This is a genomic window from Pontibacter toksunensis (assembly GCF_042686245.1).
Classification (GTDB): Bacteria; Bacteroidota; Bacteroidia; order Cytophagales; family Hymenobacteraceae; genus Pontibacter; species Pontibacter toksunensis.
In genome coordinates this window covers 83,014-102,340 of the sequence record NZ_JBHUOX010000006.1, presented here as the reverse complement: position 1 = coordinate 102,340, position 19,327 = coordinate 83,014, and the positions used below count along the sequence as shown (strand labels likewise).

Genomic DNA, 19,327 nt, shown 5'->3' with positions numbered 1-19,327 from the left:
TAGAACCTATATTGTCATTTACTAATCATTACACTTCTATGTCTTTTTTAGACGAAAACTTTCTTCTACAGACAAAAACAGCACAACGACTATATCATGAGCATGCCAAAGGTATGCCCATCATTGATTACCATTGTCACCTGTCGCCGGAGGCCATTGCCACCGACAGGAAGTTTGATAATCTGACCCAAATCTGGCTCGAAGGTGACCACTACAAATGGCGCGCCATGCGCACCAACGGCATACCAGAGCGTTACTGCACCGGCGGCGCAGATGATTATGCAAAGTTTGAGAAGTGGGCCCAGACCGTACCATACACGGTGCGTAACCCCCTGTACCACTGGACGCACATGGAGCTGAAAAGGCCATTTGGGGTAGAGAAAATCCTGAAACCTGAAACAGCGCAGGAAATCTACAGCACCTGTACGGAGATGCTGCAGTCAGATGAGTACAGCGTAAGGGGCATCCTGCGCCAGATGAACGTGGAGGTTATCTGCACCACCGACGACCCGATTGACTCCCTGGAGCACCACCAGAAGATAAAGGCCGATAACTTCGGTATACAGGTGCTGCCAGCTTTCAGATGCGATAAGATACTGGCTATCGAAGATCAGGAGGTTTTCCTGCCATACCTACAAAAGCTGGAAGAAGCCTCCGGTGTTTCCATTAGCAACTTCCAGGAACTGCTGGATGCGCTGAAGCAGCGGCATGACTTTTTCCATGAGCAGGGCTGCCGTCTCTCCGACCATGGTTTGAATACCATGTATGCAGTTGATTACACGGATGAGGAGATAAAGAATATCTTTCAGAAGGCTTTGCAGAAGCAAACGCTAACGGACGAAGAAGCATTGAAGTTTAAGTCTGCGATGCTGGTGCACATGGCCCTGCTCGACCACTCCAAAAACTGGACGCAGCAGTTCCACCTGGGCGCGCTCCGCAACAACAACACCCGCATGCTGCGCGAACTCGGCCCGGACACAGGTTTCGACTCTATCGGCGATTTTGGTGTGGCCGAACCGCTCTCCCGGTTTTTAGACAAACTGGATAATTCAGACCAACTGGCAAAGACGATTCTATATAACCTGAACCCGAGCCATAACGAGCTTTTTGCCACCATGATCGGTAACTTTAATGACGGCAGCACGCCTGGCAAAATCCAGTTCGGATCAGCCTGGTGGTTTCTTGATCAGAAGGATGGCATGGAGAAACAGATGAATGCCCTATCAAACATGGGTCTGCTGAGCCGCTTTGTAGGCATGCTCACCGACTCACGCTCTTTTTTATCATACCCACGGCACGAGTACTTCAGACGGATATTGTGTAACCTGATAGGCAACGACGTGGAAAACGGCGAGTTGCCTGCCAGCGAGATGGATTGGCTTGGCCATTTAGTAGAAAACATTTCCTACCACAACGCTAAATCTTACTTCGGTTTCTGATATGTCTAAAAAGGTCATCACCTTCGGAGAAATCATGCTCAGGCTATCTACGCCTGACTATGCACGCATTATTCAGTCCACGCATTTTGATGCTACCTACGGTGGCGGAGAGGCAAATGTGGCGGTGTCGCTGGCCCAGTTAGGCATCAGCGCCGGGCATGTTACCCGCTTCCCGGATAATGAACTGGGCAAGGCGGCAACCAACCTGCTCCGGAAGTATGGCGTGGAGACACAGCACATCATTTATGGCGGCGACAGGATTGGTATTTACTTCCTGGAAACAGGTGCCAGTGTGCGGCCGAGCAAAGTAGTGTATGACCGCAGCCACTCTTCTTTTGCCAGCCTGGAGCCGGATATGATTGACTGGGACGAAGTATTTGCCGATGCGGGCTGGTTCCACTGGACTGGCATTACGCCTGCCATTTCTGCCGGTGCCGCTGCCTGCTGCAAGAAAGCCATTGAGGTAGCCAACCAGAAAGGCCTGACCGTTTCAGCTGATATCAACTACAGAAAGAACCTGTGGCAATATGGCAAAACAGCTTCTGATGTGATGCCTGAGTTGATAGAGGGCTGCGACATTATAGTTTCCGGTAAAGGCGATGCAAAAGACATTCTGAACATCAGGCCACAGGAGTCTGGTGGCAACGAACTTGCTTCTGTGTTCAGCCAGATTATGGAGCGCTTCCCGAAGGTGAAAAAGATTGTGAACACCACCCGCGGCTCTGTCAGCGCAACGCACAATACCCTTTCCGGCATGCTCTGGGACGGCCAGCAGATGCTGGAGACGCAGACTTACGACATCAACCCGATTGTGGACAGAATCGGTGGCGGAGACGCCTTCATGGCCGGTTTCATCTATGGCCAACTGGCTTACCAGGACGACCAGAAAGCCTTGGATTTCGGAGTGGCGGCATCGGTGCTGAAGCACACGATAAAAGAGGATGCGAACTTGGCTACCGTAGAGGAAGTGGAAGCGCTCTTAAACGGCGATACCTCCGGCAGGTTGGTACGATAGCCTTTTTTTGACTTATAACATAACTGACTAATCAATCATGGCTAAATTTAGCAGAATAGAAGTAGCATTAAAAATGGCTGAAACCGGTATGGTACCAGTGTTTTACCATGCTGATGTAGAAGTATGCAAGCAGGTGATGGAAGCCTGCTACAACGCTGGTGTCCGGGTGTTCGAGTTCACCAACCGGGGCGACTTTGCCCATGAGATTTTTGCGCAGCTGGTAAAGCATGCCCGTGCTTCTTTCCCTGAAATGATGCTGGGAGCAGGCTCAGTGGTAGACAGCCCTACGGCCGGCTTATACATACAATCCGGTGCCGATTTTATCGTGTCTCCTGTTCTGAACCCTGATGTGGCCGTTGTCTGCAACAGGCGCAAAATCATGTGGTCACCTGGATGTGCCACGCTGTCAGAAATTTCCAAAGCGGAAGAACTGGGTGCAGAAGTGGTGAAGATATTCCCTGCCCAGCAGGTAGGTGGCCCTGACTACGTAGCCGCTATCAAAGGGCCCTGCCCGTGGACGAGCATCATGCCGACTGGCGGGGTAGAGCCGAAAGAAGAGAACCTGAGAGCCTGGTTTGCTGCCGGTGTGCATTGTGTGGGCATGGGCTCACAGCTCATCAGCAAAGACCTCATCGCCTCGCAGAACTATGGGAAACTGGAAGAATTAACGCGTGCAGCACTGGAAACCATCAGAAAAGTCAGGAGTAAATAATGAACCACCTCAGCCTTTACCCCCGAAATAGCAGGTGGCCTTACCGGCAACTGCTCCTATGCGCCGCAGCGCTTCTGCTGCTGTTCACGGCACCTTCCTGCAAAGAGATAACTGATAAAAAGGAAATCAAACTCGCACATAGTCTGGAGGTGTCGCACCCGGTGCACATTGCCATGCTGTACATGGCTGAGAAGGTAAAGGAAAAGTCAGGTGGCAAAATGGAAATCGATATTTACCCGAACTCCCAACTGGGCAGTGAGCGGGAGTCGGTGGAACTGCTGCAGATTGGCAGCCTCGGCATGACGAAGATATCCGCTGCCACCATGGAAAGTTTTTCTCCTAATTTCAAGGTGCTGAGCCTGCCCTATATCTTCAAGGACAAAGAGCATTACTACAGCGTGCTGGACGGCAAGATTGGAGCAGATCTGCTGACAGAGGGAGAGCAATACTGGCTGCGCGGCCTTACCTACTACGATGCCGGAAGCCGGAGTTTTTACGCTAACAAGCCTATCAATACCCCCAGCGATCTGAAAGGCATGAAAATAAGAGTGCAGGCAAGCAACACGGCCATTGCGATGATAAACGCATTTGGTGGCGCCGCGACACCTATCTCCACCGGGGAAATATACACAGCCATCCAGCAAGGTGTGGTGGATGGCGCCGAAAACAATCACCCTACTTTTTACCTCTCGCGCCACTACGAAGTAGCCAAGCACTATTCTTTAAATGAGCACACCATGGTGCCTGATATCCTGCTCATTAGTACAAAGGTATGGGAGAATTTATCTCCGCAGGAACAGCAGTGGCTGCAGGAAGCGGCAGATGAGTCGGCGGTAGTACAACGGGAGCTTTGGCACCAGGCTGAGGAGGAAGCGCTGAGAGAAGTAATAAAGGCAGGCGTAAGCGTGACGTACCCGGACAAGGCTCCATTCGCAAAAAAGGTAGAGCCAATGTATGAGACTTTCAGGAGTGAGCCGGAGGTATACACGCTTATCCAGCGAATACGTGCTGCTAACGACAACACAGCACAAAAAGACAACAAATAGATGGACGAAATACAGCTGACATGAAGTTTAGAGAAAAGCTTGACAGTACCTTGTATTGGTTATTGGTTACACTCATGGCGGTGATGGTGCTGAACGTCCTCTGGCAGGTAGGCTCCCGGTTTATCCTGAGGTCGCCAAGCTCCTATACGGATGAGTTAGCCAGGTTCCTGCTCATATGGGTTAGTTTGTTGGGAGCCAGCTATGTAGCAGGTAAAAAGATGCACCTCGCTATCGACATCCTTCCTTCGAAACTGGAGGGCAAAAAGCAACGCAACCTGAACGTGCTGATAAATGTACTGGTGGCTGCCTTTGCTCTTTTTGGGATGGTGTGGGGCGGTATCAAACTTGTTTACATCACCCTCACCCTGAACCAAACTTCGGCAGCCCTCAACGTTCCGCTTGGATATGTATACCTGGTGGTGCCACTAAGCGGGCTCATCATCATCTATTACAGCATCATGAACCTAACTGAGAAACCAGAAGACCCGGTAGAACTTGGCAAAGAGATAGCGTAGCACCCCTTTGCCGCTTTATCAAAAATCGTACAATCACACATCTGGCCGGCAGGCTTCCCAACTCATACAGGCATACATGGAAATTATCGAGATACTCGTACTGGTCATCAGTTTTGTTGTTTTACTTTCCCTTGGGGTGCCAATTGCCTTTTCCATTGGCATATCTGCTCTCCTGACCATGCTGGTAAGTATTGCACCGGAGCCTGCCTTCACCACACTTGCCCAGCGCATGGCAACGGGCCTCGACAGCTTTGGTTTGCTCGCCATTCCGTTCTTTATACTGGCGGGGCAAATGATGAACCGGGGCGGTATAGCCTCCCGCCTCATTGACCTTGCCAAAAGCCTGGTGGGTACTTTACCTGGCGGCCTGGCTTACGTGAACATTGTAGCCTGTATGCTGTTCGGTGCTATTTCGGGTTCTGCCGTGGCTGCAGCCTCTGCTATTGGCGGTATCATGAATCCCCGTATGGTGAAAGAAGGCTATTCGAGACCTTTTAGTGCGGCTGTGAACATCACATCTGCCACAACGGGTATGATAATTCCTCCCAGCAACATCCTGATTGTGTACTCGCTGGCCAGTGGCGGCGTCTCCATTGCGGCGTTGTTTGTGGCCGGGTATATTCCTGGGCTTTTGCTAGGCTTGGCTTTGATGATTGTGGCAGGCGTTATCGCTTATAAGAAAAAATATCCGGTAGGCGACAGAACCTCATTGAAGGAAGTATTGATAAAGTTTTTGGATGCTGTTCCAAGCTTACTGCTTCTGATTGTGGTTATCGGCGGTATCATAGCGGGTATTTTCACAGCCACCGAAGCCTCAGCCGTAGCAGTGCTCTATACCATTATCCTCTCCATGGTGGTTTACCGCCAGGTAAGAGTAAGCGACCTCCCCGATATCCTGATTCAGACGGTGATCACTACGTCTATTGTGATGCTATTGATCGGTACTTCGATGGGAATGTCGTGGGTAATGTCTTATGCCAATATCCCGCAAGCCTTCAGTGATGTCCTCCTGGGTATCAGCGACAACAAAATCGTGGTACTCATCATCATTAACCTGATTCTCCTGTTTGTGGGGATTTTCATGGACATGACACCGGCCGTTCTGATTTTCACGCCAATATTTTTGCCGGTTGTCACAGCGCTTGGTGTAGATCCGGTTCATTTCGGCATTATTATGGTACTGAACCTGTGCATCGGTTTATGTACACCGCCTGTTGGTGCTGTTCTGTTTGTGGGATGTGGGGTAGCTGACATCAGCATTAGCAAAGTGATAAAACCGCTGGTGCCGCTGTTCCTTGCGATGATAGCGGCACTGCTGCTGATAACGTATGTGCCGGAACTTAGCCTTTGGTTGCCAAGAGTATTTGGTTTATAAGAACAGGACATAACATGCTGATAGTGGTACTATACCAGCCTTCCGAGCTCAGTCACAAAAGATAAAACACAAGAAAGCCTCCTGAACCAAATCAGGAGGCTTTCTTGTGTTTTATGTAATACGGCAGGGGGTATACTTTTAAGCCGTGTATGACGAATTGTCTATCTCAAAGTAGGCTGTAACAGAGGCAGGTTTATCAAACTATCAGTGCTACTTACCTCTTATACTTTGCCTTGATCAGGTCGAGCATCTTGATAAAATGCCCTTTATCTTCATTTGTGAGGTAAAGCCTCCAAAGGCCTTCCACCAGCAGCATCAGGATTTCCGTCTCCAGCTCCGGCTCTTCGTAACCAAGCTTTTTGAAGGCTCCTTCCAGTTTCTGCATCACAGAATGCGAGTACCGCATGTGGTGTTTTTGCGAGATTTCCTCGTCCACCAGGCGAAACTGCATCCGCCAGAAGTTACGCTCTTCTTCAACAAGTTTCAGCGGCATGTCCAACACATTACCGATTAGCTTGATAGGGTCTTCCTCTACAACAAGGCCCTTGCTTCTGTCTGTGATACGTCTGTAGCCGGCTTTCACAACTGCTTCCAGCAGGTTCTCTTTACTGATGTAATGTTTGAAGATAAGCCCTTCTGAAACGCCGGCCTCTTTGGCAATTAAGCTGGTGGGCGTAGCATCATAGCCCTTGTCAGCGAAAAGGGTTAAGGCTGTATCCAAAATAATTTCTTTCTTTGTTTTAAGCATCTTAATATTAAATTTAGTTGCCTCTACTCTAATAATCCGATCAGACACCATGCCACCTGGCACAGGATTAGAAACTTTACGATACTCATCTACAAATAAATTGTAGAAAAAATAAGGCTCTGTCTCCCTTCTGTTACTCCAGGGTATAGCCCTTTATCAGGTATGTTGAACAGAGAACAAGGTTTTGCTTTGTATATACAAACAACCGCTTAAAAATACATACTGTAAGCGGAACAATCACACAAGATAACTGAAATACTGGACTAAAAGGTTCTGTACAGCATTCGGGTATCTGTAGCTAAGATAAAACTAATTACATTATAGTAGTCATATTTCGAATTAAGTAGCAAGCGGTTCCTGCCCGATCTCATGGCGTCTTATACGCTGCACACAGGGAAGAATCCGAAAATTACAAAGGCAACAGCCTAACTGCTTATAATTTACAAAATCCCAAAACAACACCGCCGCTTCTAAAGTAAATTTAAATTTTGAGTTTATTTAATGAAAATTTCACTAAATTAGCTCAACAAAATTACAGCGTAGGTAAGAGTACCCTAACGTCTACACTTTGAACTGTAAAGATGCACTTTCAGAACCTGACGGCAGCTATTTTTTAAGTGCAATAGCACAGCTATTTCGCTTAAGTGGGCCATCTCAGAACCTGAAAAGAAGCACTTTCGCACTCAAAAACAGCACTAAAGATACGCTTGGCACGCGCTGCATCTCAAAATCTTAATCAGCCTACTGTTTCTAAAGTTGTTCCTGCTTTGCCTGTAATGCCGTACTTCCGGCAGATTTTTACGTGTCAAAGTTACAACAAATAATTTAATATATAAGATGGCCTTTCATTCAGATGATGGCCATGTACAAGTATGTGCGCATTTTTCCTGAAAACATTATATATTTATCTTATAAGAAACAACCGGTAAACTGGCCCATGGTCTTTTGCTTAGAAGAAGAATCTACTACCTGTTGCCCCGGCAGTATCTGCCTGGCCAACCTGATACATCTGAATATTTAAGAGTTATAACTTAACACAATTAGTCTTGAACATAGCAGTACTCAAAGAGAGCAAAATATCCGAAAGAAGGGTGGCTCTTACACCAGATGTGGTGAAATCACTTACTAAAGCTGGTTTTAAATGTGGTATAGAAAGTGGCGCCGGCGTGGCATCAGGCTTTTACGACAAAGCCTTTGAGGCTGCAGGCGGGCTTATTTTTCCTGACAGAGCCGCTTTACTTGGAGATGCAGATGTACTCCTGAAGGTTAATGCGCCCACCGCCGATGAGCTGCAATTAGTGCGCGACGGCAGTGTCCTGATATCATTCCTGTATGCCTATACGGTACCGGAACTGGTAGACCTTTGCCTCAGCAAGAAAATCAGTGCTTTTGCCATGGACGCTGTTCCCCGTATTTCCCGTGCGCAGAAAATGGATGCGCTCAGTTCCCAGGCGAACCTGGGGGGCTACAAAGCAGTGCTTTTAGGCGCCAATGCCTTAGGCAAAATCTTCCCGCTCATGATGACGGCCGCCGGCACCATTACCCCTGCACGTGTTCTCATTTTTGGTGCGGGCGTGGCAGGGTTGCAGGCCGTTGCTACCGCCAAACGCTTAGGCGCTGTAGTAGAGGTAACGGATGTGCGCCCGGAAACAAAAGAACAGGTAGAATCCTTAGGAGGCCGTTTTTTGGAGGTGCAGGCAGAAGGCGTGAAAACAGAAGGCGGCTATGCCAGCGAGGTATCAGCCGAGTACCTGCAAAAGCAGAAAGAGCTTGTCTCCCGGCACGTGGCCGATGCCGACATAGTCATTACCACGGCACTTGTAATCGGTAAAAAAGCCCCGCTCCTGGTAACAGAAGAGATGGTGGCCAGCATGAAGCCAGGCTCTGTGATTGTGGACATGGCCGTGGAGTCTGGCGGCAACTGCGCACTGAGTGAGTTTAACAAAACAGTTGTAAAGCACGGCGTTACGATTATCGGTGAGTCTAATTTACCTGCCATGGTACCGGTAAACGCCAGTGAACTCTACGCTAAGAACATCAGCACGCTGCTCCTCCACCTGGCCACCAAAGACGGCTTTAAATGGGAGATGGAGGAGGACGTGACCAAAGGTTCTCTGATCACCCACCAGGGAGAATTAGTACATCCATTTACAAAGGAAATATTAGCTAAAACAGTATGAATGCAGAAAGTTTAATTGTACTCCTTTATGTGCTGGTACTAGCCAGCTTTGTAGGCTTTGAGCTCATATCCAAGGTGCCTCCTACCCTGCACACCCCGCTGATGTCGGGCTCTAACGCCATATCCGGCATTACCATTGTGGGTGCTATTGTGGCGGCCGGCCCGGAAGCCATGTCCGTGAGTAAGTGGCTGGGAATTGCCGCGCTGTTGCTGGCCACCCTCAACGTGGTGGGTGGCTATGTGGTGACAGACAGGATGTTGCAGATGTTCAAGAAGAAAAAGAAGTAAGCAAATGGAGAAAGATCTAATCATCAAAATTGCCTACCTGCTTGCCTCTGTGCTCTTTATTGTGGGCATTAAAATGCTGGGCAAAACATCCACCGCACGCCGTGGAAATTTTATTTCTGCGGTTGCCATGCTCATCGCCATTCTTGTGACACTGCTTGACAGCCAGGTGCTGAGTTTCACGGAGATTCTTGTGACTATACTTGTTGGCTCCGTGATAGGCACCGTGATTGCGCAGCGCGTGGAAATGACCTCTATGCCGGAAATGGTGGCTATCTTCAACGGTTTCGGTGGTGCTGCTTCGGTGCTTGTGGCTACCTCCGAATACTGGCGCATGGCGCATGACGAAGGCTACAGCATGGAAACGGTAGTTGGTGTGACTATTGTAATCAGTGTGATTATTGGCTGCGTTACCCTCACAGGTTCCCTCGTGGCTTTCGGTAAGCTGAAAGGCCTGATCAACGGCAGAGCAATTATGTTTACCGGGCAGCATGCGCTCAACGCTATCCTGTTTTTTGGGGCCATTGCACTGTCTGTACTCGTGGTGCTGGAGCCAAACGTGGAACTCTGGATGATGGGTGTATTACTTATCGCTTTACTACTCGGTGTGCTCACGGTTATCCCGATTGGTGGGGCCGATATGCCGGTGGTCATTTCCCTGCTTAACTCTTATTCCGGTATTGCCGCCTGCGCCACGGGTTTTGTGCTCAACAACCAGGTGCTCATAATAGCAGGTGCCCTGGTGGGTGCTTCCGGTATTATCCTCACCCAGATTATGTGCAAGGCAATGAACCGTTCGCTGGTAAATGTACTGCTTGGCGGTTTTGGACAGACGAACTCGTCGGCGTCTGCTGAAGGTGGTGAAGAGATTGTGGTAAAAGAGGTGGGCGTGGAAGAAACAGCTATGCTATTCGAGTCAGCCTCTTCTGTTATTATTGTACCAGGATATGGTATGGCCGTTGCACAGGCGCAGCATATTGTGCGGGAGCTTTCGGACATGCTGGAGCGCAGGGGAACCTCCGTTAAATTCGCCATACATCCGGTGGCAGGCCGCATGCCCGGGCACATGAATGTGCTCCTTGCAGAAGCCAACGTGCCGTACGACAAGCTGATTGAGATGGACCAGATAAACGATGAATTCGCGAATACGGACATCGCCCTGATTATTGGTGCCAATGACGTGGTGAACCCCGCAGCCCGCACCAACCCCGGCAGTCCCATCTATGGTATGCCCGTGCTGAATGCAGACAAAGCCCGCACCGTGATTGTTTGTAAGCGCGGTATGAGTGCAGGTTATGCCGGCATCGAGAATGAATTGTTCGGTTATCCGAATTGCCTCATGCTTTTCGGCGACGCCAAAGCCTCTATGACCAAAGTAGTGAGCGAACTGAAAGAAATGATACCAGCGTAGCCGTTTAGCAAAATAATTGTAAAGCGAACAGCCTCACAACTACAAAAAGTTGTGAGGCTGTTCTAATTTTATGGCTACTTCAAATAAAATGTTTGATCATATCACATTATGCCAACTCCAAAGTACCTTCTTTTTTTCTGATGCACCGGGTCCAACCACCCCTGCCCCTCCTTGTCCAAGGATGGGAGCCTGCTTCCTTTTTCAGCCAAGGGCTTTTTCCATAGCCAATGTTTTACTACAAAACTGCCAGCACGAAGTGAAAGCGTTTCCAGTCTTTGAGTTGAGCGCCTGGGGGTAGGGGCCCTCTATTGTAAATGTGGCGGTGCTGAGCTTGCACAGCAGCCCGAGCAGAGCGAATAGGGGGCCCCTACCCCCGGCAGCTTCTTTACACAGCGCGATGCCCGGACGAGGCCGCTCGGCCTAGAGAGAAGGAAGATAAGATGGAAAAGGCTGCTAATGAACCGTTGGATAAGCTAAGTCTACGGCAGCTTGGACAAAATGGAAAGAGCTTTAGAAAAAGCGGTTTGAATGATGCTCTAAGCATGCGAAAGCCCTTGAAAGTTACCTATATTGTGCAGGAAGAAAAAACAATCCAATTAAAAGGCTGTTCCGTATCAAAGAAATAAACTATAATGATATGGATCCTTTTAAAATAATGAAACTTTTGGCCCTTCCGGCGGCCGTGATTATACTCGGTTACCGGGTTGTACTATTGATAAAACAGTCTAACAGCTAAAAAGGCGGGAGTTTAACTACTCCCGCCTTTGCTTTTATTTTGCTGATGCTTTTAGTTCAGAAACTATATGGTGCAAAGCTTTGAACTACTCAGAAGCAAAAGTGCCTAATGAGGCAACATAGGCTTTGCTTCCATCTGTTACCCATGAGTCCAGCTGAGCGGGATCTTTCATTTGCTGGCCCCTGTACCTGGGCACAGCAATGTAGCCGCACTTTACATCAGCCAGGGCAGACATATCGCTCCAGAGCTTTTCTATTTGCGCTACCGGGTAAATGTCCTCCTGCCCGTGCCCCCAACGGTATTTCACATCTTTGATGGTCACATAAGTAGGTATGCGTTGTGCAACGCTTCTGACGGCTTTAGCCAGCTGCGACTCATCTCCTTTCTGTAAGTCAGCGCGTGTCAGCCCGAAGAGCTTCAATAGCGGATCGATTTGTATCCAGGTTGTCATGGAATTATAGTAGCTCAGGTTCAGTTCGTCTTCCTCACGCGGCTGTGCCAGGCCTTCGAGCAAACGTATGTAGCCATTCACAAGAGCCAGCCCGCCTCCCCTGTCCTCGATGCGGCGGGGCACCACCTCAAACGTCAGTGCATTCCCCGACTCCAGGTGATACCCCAAAGCAGCCGGGTTCACATCCGCCCCCAGGGTATCGATGTTGTGCAGCATGATGGTTTGTAGCTGCGGCTGCTCCTGCAGGAGTTGTGCCAAGGTGCCGTTTCGCAGCAGGTTTGATACTTCGTACCAGTGGCCGAGCGGCGAGAAGCGCTGTGCGGCAATGTTATCGGTATAATCCGTGCCCTCTCCCTTCGCTTTGGCCCAGTTGATCATGCTCTGCCGCACGGCGTCCCGCACCTTCTGCTTGTTCTCGTCCAGCGTTTCCTGCGGCATCTCTTCCCACATAAAGCGCAGGTCGCGCTCCATCGGCACAAAGCGCTGGCCAATCGAACGGCCTTCCGACAGGTAGATGGAGCCATCGTAGCCAAAGATCTGCGTCTTCTCCAGCTTTTTCCGGATAGGTGCCTGGGTCAGGTAAGAGGTGGCCACGATGTGCGGTATCTTAACGCCGTACTTCTCCGCCACTTTATGCGTTTTGGCCATGTGTATCTCCAGGAAACTGCGGTGCTCCCCTTCTATTTCCACAAAAGGATTGAGTGCTTTGATCACACCGGCCCCCTTGGTCCAGCGGCTTCCTACTCCGGCTGCCAGGCTCATAACGGCTACTTTGCCAGCCCTGATGGCCTCTTCACCGGTCCGTTCAGTAGCGATCAGTTCCTCGAGGTGCACAATATCCTCAGGCCGCACATCTTCAATAGAAGTCTCGGCAGCCAAACGGTTACGCGATAAGCCAATGCGTCCTTTCTGCAGCTCTTCCCGGATGTCTTCGTGCTGAATGTAGTCGAAGCCGTTTTCCTTCTTTATGCGGTCTGCTTTCTCATTTTCCAAACTGCGGTTGCCTTGCGAGGACGGGTCAGATACTTTGAACAGGTTGCTGATGATGGTGCGCAGAAGCGGGTACGCCAGGTTATTTTTTTCGCAGTAGGTTGTAAAAAGGTCCATCTCGGCACGGCGGATGTACGAAACAGTAGCAGGGTCTTTCCGCACCAGCTCCGAGACATGGATGGCATAATACTGCTCCGGCATGAGCGCCTCGTTTCCTTCGTGCAGCGTCGCCCATGTACCTTCGTCATTGATGCTCCAGTTATACACCACCGGCTCCATCGCGAACGGCAATGAGTCAGACAACTCGTGCTTTGTCTGGCGGAGGATATCCAGCACACCTGTCTTATACTCCTCGTGTTTCTCCGGGTTCACAAACATGCCCATACCGCCGCCAGACATACCCCCCAGCATCAAGAAGCCATAGTAATCCTCCCCGAACGCTTTCTGGGCTTTGGCGATGATCTGCTCTGTAAAATAGGTGGAGGCCCACGGAATAATTGTTTTGATGGGCTGCTCCCAGTTGCGGGCCGTATTAGCGCCCAGCTTCTGAATATCTCCCTCCCGAATGGCTCCCAGAATGTTATCGAATATCTGGTTTGTCTGCTGCCTGGCCGCCCACTCTTTCTCTCCCCTGAGCAGGTATTTTTCCGTTACCATCTCCAGGATAGGCCCTACGTTGGAAGCCATACCCCCATGCATCAGCACCAGGGAGTTCATGATTTTGTCAGCAATCTCCGGGTGCACTTCTTCGCCCTGCAGCACCCGGTGGCGCGGCAGCAGCGTACCCCGGCTGATGCCGTGCTCCGGATCGCCTTCCTGCGCAAAGGTACCCTGTATGGCTTTAATACCCGGCCATACGCCGCCGGAGTCCTGCCAGCCGCCACCGGAACCGCCAATCCACTCTCCAAGTATAGCGCGAGACGCCACCAAACGTCTTTCGCTTTCTTCCAGGCCGCCCTCCAGTTTCTGTGTCTGGCCGGTGGCACGCATGAGCAGGCTGATGATGGAGCCTAACAGGTTTGTAGAAACGGCAAATCGGGAGCCCTTTGGAATGTCGTTTACTTTGGTAACGAGCTCAATGCCCATACCCGGTGACACGATACGAGCGAGTATCTCAGGCAACGACTGGTTTGTTCCCTCAAAAGAAGGCGGAATCAGTCCGGACGCAATGACGCCGGCTTTTACCAGGCTCAGGTAATCATTTCCGAAGTTGAACAGGTCGGCCAGGTCATGAATGTCTTTTGTTGTGTTCAGGTCGATGCTTGTCAGGCGCAGGACCGGCTCCTGAATAACACGAACATAACTGTGTAGCGGAGGCCGAATGTCTTTATCACGGCCAAAAACGCCTAGGTTGATGGATACGTTGATAACCCTTGCCCCTTCCGGGTAATCCATTCCCAGGAAGAAGATATCAGACCAGCCGCTGTGGGTCAGGTCCATGCGCACAGAGGTGTGCTCGTGCAGGATGGGGTAAAAGAGCGAGTTGTCCTGCCGCTCCAACAGCTTTGGATGAATGCGAACCGGGTGTTCCTCCTGGTGCCCCACCCGGAACATCCACTGGTTTCCCTTGCTGGATCGCACGCTTTTCCGCACCTGGTCTGCCAGAATCTGGAACGACAGTTGGTGGTAAGCATCTGCCAGCGCACTGAACAAGGAGGCGTTCGGCCCATGCTTGTCCAGTTCGTGCAGGAAAGTACCAATGGCATGCTCGAAGCGCCGGCCCAGGAGGTCCTCAAAACCGGCATAGGAAATCTTACCGACGGCCGGCGTTTCTTTTGCCTGCATCAGGAAGAACCGGAAGCCGGCATATAGAAAGAGGATGGCCCTTACCTTCTCGTACAGGTTCGGAGTGGTCTTCCGGAAAACATCTAATTCGCGCAGTACCGCCAGCAATTCCCGGGCAGAAAGCTTTTTGCTTATCTCAAAGAAGGAACGGTTGCGTACGGCAGCATCCGAAGAAGTAATAGTTTGGATAAAGATATTCATGTTGCTTTATTCTCGCAGCATTTTAGTTCTCGCTGAGCTAAGGGTAGCAGCAGGCAGTTTTATTTAATTTCGGGTTGCAGATAGTTGCAGCTGTTGATTACACTCAGCCTTTTTAACTACTCCACCTTAGAGAGGAGTGGGTTCTTACCGTCTGCAGTTTGATGGTTAAAGGGCTTTCCGGCTGTTCGCTTCGGCCAGCAGGTCCACCATCGACGTCAGCGTCTCGTCGTGTGCCTGACCTGCCAGGCCAAGGGCAATCTGCGCCTGCAGCCAGCCAAGCTTTTTGCTCAGGTCATAGCGGTTCCCCTTCACTTCCAGTGCCAGGTATTTGTCATTTTCTGCAAGTTCCTGCAGCGCCGGTGTCAGCAGAATGTTGCTGCCGTCCCGGGCTACATGCTGCTCGAGTATATCAAATATTGCAGGGGTGAAAACGTGCATCCCGAAAAAGCACAGGTAGTAGCCTACCCGCAGGCCCGGTGTCTGCAGCTCCAGCTCTGCCACACTCAGAGAGGGTTTCTCTAATATTTTATCGATTTGGTACACGCCTGTATTGCCGGGCAACTGTTTGCCGGTGAGCGTACCGTAGCGGCCGATCTGGTGCTCAATGGTCGGGTTTACCGCCGACACCGAACAATTCTCCTGCGAGGCAAGCTCTACCAGCTGAGCAGCACATCGTTTCTGCAGCAGGTTAGACACATACAGGTAGTCCCCTAAAAGCAGCAGGAAAGGCTCGTTGTTTACAAAGTCGCGGGCGCAGTACACGGCATGTCCATATCCTAAGGGCTGTTCCTGCTCTGCAAACTGAATACGGCTCAGCAACTGATCTATTTTTTCAGCTTCCTCCTTCGCCCAGTCCACCCCTTTATAGGACTTCACCAGGTTATCCCGCAACGAAGCAAATGCGCTGATATAACGCTCGCCATCCCCCGGGGCACAAATAATGCATAGCTCTTCAATACCGCTGGCGAAAGCCTCCTCCGCGATGATCTGAATAACTGGTTTATGCAGCCCGTCGATGTCGATGATCGGAAGCATGGCTTTTTGAATGGTATCGGCAACAGGATACAACCTCTCGCCACGGGCAGCCGCGGTGATGACAGCTTTTTTGATTCTCATTGTTTATGTGTGAAGTTCCAGAACTTAAAGATATTCTTAATTTGGAGAAGAAAAGTATGATGCTGCATGTTCCCTGAAAATTTCAATTGTATAAACAGCGGATGCTATAGCAGTTAACTACCCACAGCAGTATGTGCCTCTTATCATCCCATCTTACTACCCTATCTCCTGCAGGTAATATTTTTGCAAGGCTGTGCCAATGAACGGACGGCTTTCATTAATGTTTCAGGTTTCCGGTATAGCAAGGCAAGGTTCCTTTAGCTTAACTTCTGCTCTGTTATCCAGAGGTCCATCTTAATCTACCGGGCAGCATAAGCATAGGCACCCTTCAGACAAGTTCCTTTCAGGCCAAATGAGGAGGAGTTAGTATCGGGTTATGAACCGGATTGTAACAGGGAAAAACTTAACAAATACCTCAGTATCACCTTCATCAGGCAACCAGCATCAACAGGACCACAATTTAGGTTAAACACCTACTGGCATAAACAAGGGGAATAGCCTTGTATGCCTCTCATAAAACTACTGTTGCCCCTGCTAATAAAGCGTGAGGGCAGGGCTGGTGATGCCTGCCATATTCATTTATAGGAGTCCCGTGGTATACTGCTACAACTACAGGGGCTGGAGGGGGGGCAAAAACAGTCAAACATACACTTGCTTTTTGGAAAGGGAGCTGTTACGGTTTTCATTTGTGAACTTTATAGCTATATTGTCCTTAATTTACGATTTATGGGTCACGACTCTTTACAAAGCATCATTTAGATAAAGCCGGATTTAATTCTTTGCAAAAACTTTATACATGATCAAATATCAAGGCCAGACGAGAATACTGGTAGCCGTTGATTGTATCATTTTTGGGTTCGACGGTGAACAGTACAAGCTTTTGCTTATACAGAGGGGCTTTGCGCCAGAGAAGAAGCATTGGAGCCTAATGGGTGGTTTTGTTCAGCCTAACGAGAGCCTGAAATATGCTGCCGACCGCATTCTGAAACAGTTAACCGGCCTGCAGAACGTATACATGGAACAGTTGCACACCTTCGGTGAGCCAAACCGCGACCCGGTAGAAAGAACCATTGCCGTTACCTATTTTGCACTGGTGGATATTCAGAAATATGAGAAGCAGCTAAGCAAAGAGTATCATGCGGAGTGGTTTTCTCTGAACGAGATGCCAGAGCTTATATTTGACCACAACCAGATGGTGGAGATGGCCAAGAACAGGCTCCGCTACAAAGCAGCCCTGCACCCTATCCTGTTCGAGCTGCTACCAGAGAAGTTTACGTTCCCACAGCTACAGGCACTATACGAAGGGCTGTATGACACCAACTTCGACAAGCGCAACTTTAACCGCAAGCTGTTGTCTACCGGGCTGTTTGTGAAACAACAGGAAAAGGACAAAGAGAACTCCAAGAAAGGGGCTTTCTACTATAAGCTGGATCAGAACAAATACATAGACGATTTCCAGGCTTTCCTAAAGTTCATCCCCAACCCGGAAAAATTCCTGACCGCCTGATACAGCTTGTTTGACAGGATTAAGATCTAAAAGTTTTTTTATTTCATTATAAGTGTTAATTTGACACAAAATTAATTTAACACCAGGCAAGTGAGCAAAGATGTATATGTAATAGGGGTAGATTACGGCACAGACTCCGTACGCTCCGTTCTCGTAAATGCCCTGAACGGGCAGGAAGTATCCTCCTCTGTCTATTATTATCCCCGTTGGAAAGAGGGGCGCTTCTGTGTACCCGAAAAACAGCAGTTCCGGCAGCACCCGCTGGACTATGTGGAAGGGCTGGAGCGTACCGTTAAAGAGTGCCTTGCCAAAGCCGGAGATAAAGTACCGGCCGCTGCAGTGAAAGGCATCGCCGTTGATACTACGGGCTCTACGCCTGTTGCGGTAGATAAATCAGGTACTCCCCTTGCGCTTTTACCAGAATTCGAAAGCAACCCGAACGCCATGTTCATCCTCTGGAAGGACCATACTTCTGTGAAGGAGGCGGAGCAGATAAATGAGCATGCCATTAAGTTCGACACAAACTACCTGCAATATGTGGGTGGAATCTACTCTTCGGAGTGGTTCTGGGCCAAACTGCTGCACATACTACGCGTGGATGAGGAGGTGCGGAATGCCTGCTACTCCTGGGTAGAGCACTGCGACTGGATGACGTTCCTGCTGATGGGCGGCAACGATGTAGCGCAAATGAAGCGCAGCGTATGTGCTGCCGGCCATAAAGCCCTGTGGGCAAAAGAGTTCGGAGGATTACCGCCGGAAGAGTTCTTCTCTTCCCTGGACCCGCTGCTGGCAGGCTTCACCGACAGACTTTTCAAAGATGCTTATCCTTCTGACCAACCTGCCGGCAAGCTGAGCCAGGAATGGGCAGACCGGCTGGGCCTTTCTACGGACGTGGTGGTAGGCGTAGGTGCATTTGATGCCCATATGGGAGCCGTAGGAGGACAGATTGAGCCTTACTACCTCAGCAAAGTAATGGGAACCTCTACCTGCGATATGCTTGTAGCCCCTATAGAAGAAGTGGAAGACACGCTTGTGCGCGGCATCTGCGGGCAGGTGCCCGGCTCAGTTATTCCGGGTATGATGGGCCTTGAAGCGGGACAGTCTGCTTTCGGTGACACGTACGCGTGGTTTAAGAAACTGCTCCTGTGGCCGGTACAGAACCTGCTTTCCCTGTCCGAGACCATTTCCCCTGAAACGGCCAGTGCGCTTATTCAGGAGCTATCAGATAAAATCATTCCGGAGCTAACGAAACAGGCTGAGCAGTTGCCCCTAACAGAGGACAGTGAGTTTGCCATCGACTGGTTTAACGGCCGCCGCACACCGGATGCCAACCAGGTGCTGAAAGGCGCTATACTGGGCTTAGGATTAGGAAGCGATGCTCCCCGTGTGTTCAGAGCACTGGTAGAAGCCACCTGCTTTGGGGCTAAAAGCATCGTTGACCGCTTCAAAGAGCAGGGCGTTCCGGTGAAAGGGCTGATAGGCTTGGGCGGTGTGGCCCGTAAATCGCCGTTCATCATGCAGATGATGGCAGACGTTATGAACATGCCGATTCGTATTCACCGCTCGGAGCAGACCTGCGCGATTGGAGCTGCTATGTTTGCCGCCACAGCAGCCGGCATTCACCCGCGTGTAGAGGACGCTATGGCCGCTATGGGCCAGGGCTTTGATGCAGAATATCACCCAAACCCGGAGCGCACCGGCATCTATGCTGAGCGGTACGAGCAGTACAAAACACATGGCGCGTTGATTGAGCAAGAGATAGCACCTGAAAAGCCGGCACCTACTGATGTTCAGGAAAAAGTAGTGAGATAGAACC

15 protein-coding genes are annotated in these 19,327 nt (G+C 50.1%); 12 read left to right on the top strand and 3 right to left on the bottom strand.

All coding sequences use genetic code 11. The features are described 5' to 3' along the window. The first annotated feature begins 38 nt into the window (after window positions 1–38). The 6 genes from uxaC (at window position 39) to ACFS7Z_RS09900 (ending at window position 6,102) form a co-directional block, all read left to right on the top strand. Window positions 39–1,439 carry a glucuronate isomerase gene (uxaC, locus tag ACFS7Z_RS09925; RefSeq protein WP_377483925.1) on the top strand — a complete coding sequence of 467 codons (1,401 nt, stop codon included), beginning with the start codon at window positions 39–41 and terminating at the stop codon, window positions 1,437–1,439. 1 nt (window position 1,440) lies between these two features. Beyond that, entirely contained in the window at window positions 1,441–2,454 is a 1,014-nt protein-coding gene (locus ACFS7Z_RS09920) for a PfkB family carbohydrate kinase (RefSeq protein WP_377483923.1), read from the top strand. A 37-nt stretch (window positions 2,455–2,491) separates the two neighbouring features. Next, a complete protein-coding gene (locus ACFS7Z_RS09915) occupies window positions 2,492–3,166 on the top strand; it encodes a bifunctional 4-hydroxy-2-oxoglutarate aldolase/2-dehydro-3-deoxy-phosphogluconate aldolase (protein WP_377483922.1) in 675 nt (224 codons plus the stop codon). Further along, window positions 3,166–4,212, top strand: a complete 1,047-nt coding sequence (locus ACFS7Z_RS09910) for a TRAP transporter substrate-binding protein (protein WP_377483920.1) — start codon at window positions 3,166–3,168, stop codon at window positions 4,210–4,212. The genes ACFS7Z_RS09915 and ACFS7Z_RS09910 overlap by 1 nt, the downstream gene beginning before the upstream one ends. A 20-nt stretch (window positions 4,213–4,232) precedes the next feature. Beyond that, window positions 4,233–4,727, top strand: a complete 495-nt coding sequence (locus ACFS7Z_RS09905; protein ID WP_377483918.1) for a TRAP transporter small permease — start codon at window positions 4,233–4,235, stop codon at window positions 4,725–4,727. 76 nt (window positions 4,728–4,803) lie between these two features. Further along, window positions 4,804–6,102: a TRAP transporter large permease gene (locus ACFS7Z_RS09900; RefSeq protein ID WP_377483917.1), complete on the top strand. Its 1,299-nt coding sequence runs from the start codon at window positions 4,804–4,806 to the stop codon at window positions 6,100–6,102. Window positions 6,103–6,316: 214 nt separating this feature from the next. Here the strand turns inward: ACFS7Z_RS09900 and ACFS7Z_RS09895 are convergent, their stop codons facing one another. Next, the gene (locus tag ACFS7Z_RS09895; protein ID WP_377483916.1) at window positions 6,317–6,850 is read right to left on the bottom strand and encodes a TetR/AcrR family transcriptional regulator; all 534 of its coding nucleotides are present in this window, start codon (window positions 6,848–6,850) and stop codon (window positions 6,317–6,319) included. 1,046 nt (window positions 6,851–7,896) lie between these two features. Here ACFS7Z_RS09895 and ACFS7Z_RS09890 point away from each other — a divergent pair. From ACFS7Z_RS09890 to ACFS7Z_RS09875, 4 genes are all read left to right on the top strand, one after another. Beyond that, entirely contained in the window at window positions 7,897–9,030 is a 1,134-nt protein-coding gene (locus tag ACFS7Z_RS09890; RefSeq protein ID WP_377483914.1) for a Re/Si-specific NAD(P)(+) transhydrogenase subunit alpha, read from the top strand. Further along, complete coding sequence (locus tag ACFS7Z_RS09885) at window positions 9,027–9,317, top strand: NAD(P) transhydrogenase subunit alpha (RefSeq protein ID WP_377483912.1); 291 nt, start codon at window positions 9,027–9,029, stop codon at window positions 9,315–9,317. The genes ACFS7Z_RS09890 and ACFS7Z_RS09885 overlap by 4 nt, the downstream gene beginning before the upstream one ends. 4 nt (window positions 9,318–9,321) lie before the next feature. Next, on the top strand, window positions 9,322–10,725 hold the full coding sequence (locus tag ACFS7Z_RS09880) for an NAD(P)(+) transhydrogenase (Re/Si-specific) subunit beta (protein WP_377483910.1): 1,404 nt from the start codon (window positions 9,322–9,324) through the stop codon (window positions 10,723–10,725). A gap of 440 nt (window positions 10,726–11,165) precedes the next feature. Next, a complete protein-coding gene (locus tag ACFS7Z_RS09875; RefSeq protein WP_377483908.1) occupies window positions 11,166–11,351 on the top strand; it encodes a hypothetical protein in 186 nt (61 codons plus the stop codon). 195 nt (window positions 11,352–11,546) lie between these two features. Here the strand turns inward: ACFS7Z_RS09875 and ACFS7Z_RS09870 are convergent, their stop codons facing one another. Both ACFS7Z_RS09870 and ACFS7Z_RS09865 read right to left on the bottom strand, forming a co-directional pair. Beyond that, a complete protein-coding gene (locus ACFS7Z_RS09870; RefSeq protein ID WP_377483906.1) occupies window positions 11,547–14,888 on the bottom strand; it encodes a UTP--glucose-1-phosphate uridylyltransferase in 3,342 nt (1,113 codons plus the stop codon). Window positions 14,889–15,053: 165 nt separating this feature from the next. After that, window positions 15,054–16,004 (bottom strand): UTP--glucose-1-phosphate uridylyltransferase, encoded by a 951-nt coding sequence (locus tag ACFS7Z_RS09865; RefSeq protein WP_377483904.1) that lies wholly within the window; start codon window positions 16,002–16,004, stop codon window positions 15,054–15,056. Window positions 16,005–16,800: 796 nt separating this feature from the next. On the opposite strand from ACFS7Z_RS09865, the gene ACFS7Z_RS09860 reads away from it, so the two are divergent. Then, window positions 16,801–17,511 carry an NUDIX hydrolase gene (locus tag ACFS7Z_RS09860; protein WP_377483902.1) on the top strand — a complete coding sequence of 237 codons (711 nt, stop codon included), beginning with the start codon at window positions 16,801–16,803 and terminating at the stop codon, window positions 17,509–17,511. Window positions 17,512–17,601: 90 nt separating this feature from the next. Then, entirely contained in the window at window positions 17,602–19,323 is a 1,722-nt protein-coding gene (locus tag ACFS7Z_RS09855) for a ribulokinase (RefSeq protein WP_377483900.1), read from the top strand. Window positions 19,324–19,327 lie beyond the last annotated feature (4 nt).

What these genes read in the sequence shown, in the direction of transcription:
- ACFS7Z_RS09915 (WP_377483922.1), top strand. Translation starts at nt 2,492, where the DNA reads ATGGCTAAATTTAGCAGAATAGAAGTAGCATTAAAAATGGCTGAAACC.
- uxaC (WP_377483925.1), top strand. Translation starts at nt 39, where the DNA reads ATGTCTTTTTTAGACGAAAACTTTCTTCTACAGACAAAAACAGCACAA.
- ACFS7Z_RS09870 (WP_377483906.1), bottom strand. Translation starts at nt 14,888, where the DNA reads ATGAATATCTTTATCCAAACTATTACTTCTTCGGATGCTGCCGTACGC.
- ACFS7Z_RS09880 (WP_377483910.1), top strand. Translation starts at nt 9,322, where the DNA reads ATGGAGAAAGATCTAATCATCAAAATTGCCTACCTGCTTGCCTCTGTG.
- ACFS7Z_RS09885 (WP_377483912.1), top strand. Translation starts at nt 9,027, where the DNA reads ATGAATGCAGAAAGTTTAATTGTACTCCTTTATGTGCTGGTACTAGCC.
- ACFS7Z_RS09860 (WP_377483902.1), top strand. Translation starts at nt 16,801, where the DNA reads ATGATCAAATATCAAGGCCAGACGAGAATACTGGTAGCCGTTGATTGT.
- ACFS7Z_RS09900 (WP_377483917.1), top strand. Translation starts at nt 4,804, where the DNA reads ATGGAAATTATCGAGATACTCGTACTGGTCATCAGTTTTGTTGTTTTA.
- ACFS7Z_RS09905 (WP_377483918.1), top strand. Translation starts at nt 4,233, where the DNA reads ATGAAGTTTAGAGAAAAGCTTGACAGTACCTTGTATTGGTTATTGGTT.
- ACFS7Z_RS09910 (WP_377483920.1), top strand. Translation starts at nt 3,166, where the DNA reads ATGAACCACCTCAGCCTTTACCCCCGAAATAGCAGGTGGCCTTACCGG.
- ACFS7Z_RS09875 (WP_377483908.1), top strand. Translation starts at nt 11,166, where the DNA reads ATGGAAAAGGCTGCTAATGAACCGTTGGATAAGCTAAGTCTACGGCAG.
- ACFS7Z_RS09895 (WP_377483916.1), bottom strand. Translation starts at nt 6,850, where the DNA reads ATGCTTAAAACAAAGAAAGAAATTATTTTGGATACAGCCTTAACCCTT.
- ACFS7Z_RS09865 (WP_377483904.1), bottom strand. Translation starts at nt 16,004, where the DNA reads ATGAGAATCAAAAAAGCTGTCATCACCGCGGCTGCCCGTGGCGAGAGG.
- ACFS7Z_RS09920 (WP_377483923.1), top strand. Translation starts at nt 1,441, where the DNA reads ATGTCTAAAAAGGTCATCACCTTCGGAGAAATCATGCTCAGGCTATCT.